This is a genomic window from Pedobacter sp. 01T416_2, assembly GCF_056398925.1.
Window position 1 is genome coordinate 1 of sequence record NZ_JBFTQI010000446.1, and the last position, 4,905, is coordinate 4,905.

General features: G+C 37.5%; 6 protein-coding genes and 1 tRNA gene. 5 read left to right on the top strand and 2 right to left on the bottom strand.

The features are described 5' to 3' along the window. Positions 1 to 140: 140 nt before the first annotated feature. A complete protein-coding gene (locus AC1DPQ_RS17555; protein ID WP_477579871.1) occupies positions 141 to 845 on the top strand; it encodes a lycopene cyclase domain-containing protein in 705 nt (234 codons plus the stop codon). 487 nt (positions 846 to 1,332) lie between these two features. After that, on the top strand, positions 1,333 to 1,575 hold the full coding sequence (locus AC1DPQ_RS17560) for a cytochrome b5 domain-containing protein (RefSeq protein WP_477579873.1): 243 nt from the start codon (positions 1,333 to 1,335) through the stop codon (positions 1,573 to 1,575). A gap of 141 nt (positions 1,576 to 1,716) precedes the next feature. Here AC1DPQ_RS17560 and AC1DPQ_RS17565 read toward each other — a convergent pair whose 3' ends face one another. After that, complete coding sequence (locus tag AC1DPQ_RS17565; RefSeq protein WP_029280619.1) at positions 1,717 to 2,637, bottom strand: PfkB family carbohydrate kinase; 921 nt, start codon at positions 2,635 to 2,637, stop codon at positions 1,717 to 1,719. Positions 2,638 to 2,895: 258 nt separating this feature from the next. Here AC1DPQ_RS17565 and AC1DPQ_RS17570 point away from each other — a divergent pair. Both AC1DPQ_RS17570 and AC1DPQ_RS17575 read left to right on the top strand, forming a co-directional pair. After that, positions 2,896 to 2,969: transfer RNA gene (locus tag AC1DPQ_RS17570), tRNA-Asn, on the top strand. Between the two features lie 59 nt (positions 2,970 to 3,028). Beyond that, positions 3,029 to 3,331 (top strand): GIY-YIG nuclease family protein, encoded by a 303-nt coding sequence (locus tag AC1DPQ_RS17575; RefSeq protein ID WP_477579875.1) that lies wholly within the window; start codon positions 3,029 to 3,031, stop codon positions 3,329 to 3,331. 119 nt (positions 3,332 to 3,450) lie between these two features. Here the strand turns inward: AC1DPQ_RS17575 and AC1DPQ_RS17580 are convergent, their stop codons facing one another. Then, positions 3,451 to 4,353, bottom strand: coding sequence for a PhzF family isomerase (locus tag AC1DPQ_RS17580; RefSeq protein WP_477579876.1), 903 nt, complete (start codon positions 4,351 to 4,353; stop codon positions 3,451 to 3,453). Between the two features lie 215 nt (positions 4,354 to 4,568). Here AC1DPQ_RS17580 and AC1DPQ_RS17585 point away from each other — a divergent pair, with 215 nt between their 5' ends. Continuing rightward, positions 4,569 to 4,892 carry an ArsR/SmtB family transcription factor gene (locus AC1DPQ_RS17585; RefSeq protein WP_057931288.1) on the top strand — a complete coding sequence of 108 codons (324 nt, stop codon included), beginning with the start codon at positions 4,569 to 4,571 and terminating at the stop codon, positions 4,890 to 4,892. Positions 4,893 to 4,905 lie beyond the last annotated feature (13 nt).

Below are 4,905 nucleotides of genomic sequence, written 5' to 3' on the forward strand. Positions count from 1 at the left end.
AAAAGAGATCCTTAAACATTATCAAAATGAAAATTTTGGCCTAGCCGATCGCGAACTGGTTAAAAACGTAGCTAAATTTATGATCGACAGTAAAAAATGTACGCCAGCTGAAGTTAAAATTTTGACAAAACACCTTTAGAATGAATTATACCTATTTACTTATCAATCTTGCTGTAATCTTCTTTCCCCTGGTTTTATCATTCGATAAAAAGGTTCATTTTTTTAGCAAGTGGAAGTTTGTATTCCCTTCAATATTGATCACCGGCTTGGTGTTTTTAATTTGGGATATCCTGTTTACCAAGCTCAATGTGTGGTCTTTTAATCCCGATTACCTTATTGGGGTAAATCTTTTGGGACTACCTTTAGAAGAGATTCTATTCTTTTTAACAGTTCCTTATGCCTGCGTGTTTATTTACGAATGTTTGAATGCCTATTTTCCAAAAAACGACTTGCAAAAGTATAGCCTCGCAGTAAGTAATTTGTTCCTCGGGCTTTGTGTGGCCATTTTGTTTTTTGGTTACAACAGATGGTACACGCTGATCAATTTTGGCTTTTTATTTATGGTGCTGGCCTATGTAGAATATGTAAATGCCCATTTTAGGTTTATGTATAAGTTCTATCGGGCTTATCTGGTTTCGCTTATCCCATTTTATATCGTTAATGGATTTTTAACTTCTATCCCTGTGGTGATGTATAACGATAAGCAAAACCTTGGTTTTAGAGTAGGTACTATCCCTTTCGAAGATCATTTTTATTTAATGGGGCTGTTGTTGATGAATATCTACCTGTACGAAATTTTTAAAAGTAGTACCACGAAGAAAGAAGAGTTAAGATTGGAAAATTAAAAGAACTTATTTTATAATATGTCATCCTGAGCGTAGTCGAAGGATGGTCTTTTTATTAGAAAATGAGCGTGCAGCAGTTTTTGGCGGTTTGCAGCCCCGCCATTCGCTATAGTCCCGATGAAAAAATCGGGAGCTGCCGCTATTGTCGGGTTTAAGAACAGGGATTTATGAACCCTGCAACCCCAAAAATGAAATGCTGTCGTGGCCAACTAGCCCCGGTTGAAGCGATACCCTGCAGCAACGAGGTACGAGGCAGCGAAGTGTAAAAGTGTAAAACGGGAGAGAACTTGGTGTTTTGTAAAAGCCTTGTGCTTCAAATGAGAATAATAAATTGAAATCCCAGCATATAGTCTTCAATTAAGCTCAGGCTGACAATCGCTACTTTTTAACCATATAAGACATAGAAGAATATATAAGCTTATATGGTTCTTATATTTCTTATATGTTTAAATACCTTTTGTTTATCTTCAACCCGAAATTAATTTAAATGGATTTACCCAGCTATACCAAACAGCAACTCGCTTTACGCAACGGACAGGACAAACCTCAAATATGGGTGGCTTATAAAGGTTTGATCTACGATATGACCGATAGCAGGCTGTGGCAGAACGGTAAACATTATGAGCACTGGGCCGGACAAGATTTAACCGACGAGCTGCCTGATGCACCCCATACTGAAGCTGTTTTTGAAAAATTTGTACCGATAGCCGTATTGGCTACACCAAATTGATTTTGGCATGCACAGATGGTGGGTATAAAGATTTTATTCAATAAAAAAGCCGCAGATTTAAAAGAAATTAATCTTTAAATCTACGGCTCAATTTATCTGCAGTACGRAACTGAGAACTGCCTATTGAAAACTGTTAACTGATTAAACTTCTATTGTAAAAGCACTTAAGCTTACAAATTCCTGAATTCTTGCTGCAACTTCTTCATCGGTTAAATTTAATAACCTTTCCGTTCCAAATTTCTCTACGCAGAAAGAAGCCAAAGCAGAGCCATAAATGATCGCATTTTTCATGTTGTTGAAGTTAATTGTACCCACTTTAGCCAAATAGCCGATAAAGCCTCCTGCGAAAGTATCGCCGGCACCTGTTGGATCAAATACTTCTGCCAAAGGCAAAGCCGGAGCTGAGAAAATCTGATCTTCGTGGAATAACAATGCACCATGTTCACCTTTTTTAATGATCAAATATTTTGGTCCCATGGCAAGGATTTTTTTAGCAGCTTTAACCAATGAGTATTCGCCCGATAACTGACGCGCTTCGGCATCATTAATGGTTAATACATCTACCATTTTAATGGTTTCCAATAAATCATCCATCATAATATCCATCCAGAAGTTCATGGTGTCCATTACGATTAATTTCGGGCGGTTTTTAAGGCGTTTGATTACCGTTTGCTGCACCTGTGGGGTTAGGTTGCCTAACATCAGGTATTCGCAGTCTTGATAGCTCTCTGGGATAATCGGATCGAAATTTTCCAGTACATTCAATTCCGTAATTAAAGTATCACGGCTATTCATGTCGTTATGGTATTTCCCTGACCAGAAAAATGATTTTTCACCTGCTTTAATCTGTAGTCCTTCGGTGTCAATACCGTGTGTGGTGAAGGTATCAATATCTGATTGATGAAAATCATCACCTACTACTGCTACAATTTTTGCTTTATTATAAAAGTAGGAAGCCGCTAAACTTGCGTAAGTTGCTGCTCCACCTACAATTTTATCTGTTTTTCCGAAAGGAGTTTCAATAGCATCAAAAGCTACAGTACCTATGATTATCAGGCTCATATCTATGTGTTAATTTTTTTTTAAAATTTTTCACTGCAAATATTGCATAAATAATTTAAAAGCCCTAATATTGCATTCCCAAAACGAACAAGGGTATGTGTGCTATAAAGTGCAAAGAACCTCGTTTTAGGAAACGACCAGGACTCCTTCTTAGCTCAGCTGGTTAGAGTCCCGATGCATCGGGATTAATCAGAGGGCAAGAAAAGATCAGAGGATTTTGATCGGTATTAATGAAACACAACCAGAATAAATAAATATTCCTTCTTAGCTCAGCTGGTTAGAGCATCTGACTGTTAATCAGAGGGTCGCTGGTTCGAGCCCAGCAGAGGGAGCAATTTCAAAGAATAAGCCTTACCACGTCTGGTAGGGCTTTCTTGTTTTTAATATTTTTATGTTTTACTTATATATTTTATATTCCAGTTCTTCTGATAAGTACTATGTTGGCTATACAGAAGATGCCGAAAAACGACTATATGAGCATAACAATAGCGAAAGAACGACCTATACCTCAAAACACCGCCCATGGATTTTGAAGAAATCTATTGCTTTAGGCGAGAATCGTGGTTTCGCTATGAGGATTGAGAAAACGGTTAAAAAGGCAAAGAGCCGATTACTAATTGAAAAAATTGTTTTGGAAATTAATGATTTAAATGAATTAGCTCAGCTGGTTAGAGTCCCGATGCATCGGGATTAATCAGAGGGTCGCTGGTTCGAGCCCAGCAGAGGGAGCCAAAACCCACAACGWAAGTTGTGGGTTTTTTTGCGTTTAGGTGGTATGTGAAGTTATACTGAATGTAGTAAAGCCTTTAATTGTTATATTTTAATTTCAGTTTTAAATACTACTGTAGCATCACCTTTTATCTTAATTAGCGACGGTAGACCATTTTCAATTCCGACGCTAACGCTTATCATTCCGAGCCTGTTTATCTTTTCTCCTTGTTTGCCATTGAATTCGAAGAGACTATCCTTAAAATCAACAATTTTATTTTGTATGAGGTATCCGCCTAATGGTCCATTTGCATTGCCTGTAACCGGATCTTCATTTATTCCGATTGCAGGGGCAAACATTCTTCCATATGTTAATACATCATCATCGTCTGAGTCAAATGTGAATACAAAATAGCCATTGCAATTAATCTGTTTACTTAGATCAATCAAGCTATTGTAATCAGGGGTAAGATTGTTCAGCTTTTCTCTGCTTTTTATTCCAATCATCACTTTCGAATGTCCTGTAGAAGCAATCTGGACCGGGCATCTTTCATCAGTATCAGCATTGTCGAGCTTTAATGCTGATAATATTTGTTGAGTAGTAGCGGTATCGAATATCGGGCTGAGTTCAAATTTGCCCTGGGTCATTATTATCTGATAGTCCCCGTTTTTCTTAATGATCTCAAAAGGCAGTGTACCAATCTTGGTTTTATATCTCAAAATACAAGAGTCTAAACTGTATTCAATGGCTTTTGCGTACATCGCGGCAATTGTAGCGTGGCCACAAATGGGAACTTCTGATGTTGGTGTGAAATACCTGATTAAGCCATCAGAATCATTGTCGTCGGGAGAAAAAAGAAAGGCCGTTTCAGAATTATTTAATTCTTTGGCAATCTGTTGCATTTGAGCATCAGTCAGCCCATCGGCATTCACAACTACGCCCGCCGGATTTCCACTAAATCTCTCTTTTGTAAAAGCATCTATCTGGTATATTTTATACGTTTTCATGGTTTTTTCAGGTTTGTTAAAGGAGATTTCTCCTCTTTTTGCATACACTGATCAAATATATTCAATTTTATAAACGGGACCCTGATGCTTTAATACATATAACGGATGAAACCAAACTTATGACGATCTGTTGAAGAAAGCCGTATTAAAAAAAATTCATAAAAATTTGCGTAGTTAAATGACTACGCTTATATTTGTAGTCAAATAGCTACATAATGAATTTAAGAAGAGATGTATTTCAGGCCATTGCCGACCCTACGAGAAGGGCAATATTGCTTTTAGTTGCTTCACAATCGATGACAGCTGGTGCAATAGCTACCAATTTCGACACTGCAAGGCCAACTGTTTCAAAACACCTGCAGATCCTTACAGAGTGCGAATTGTTAGAGCAAAAACAAAACGGTAGAGAAATTCATTACCACACTAACGCAAAAAAAATGAAAGAAATTGCCGATTTTATTGAGCCGTTCCGCAAGATGTGGGACGACAGATTTAATAAACTGGAAGATATTATGAAAAACTATAAACCAAGCAAATAGCATAACATGGAGC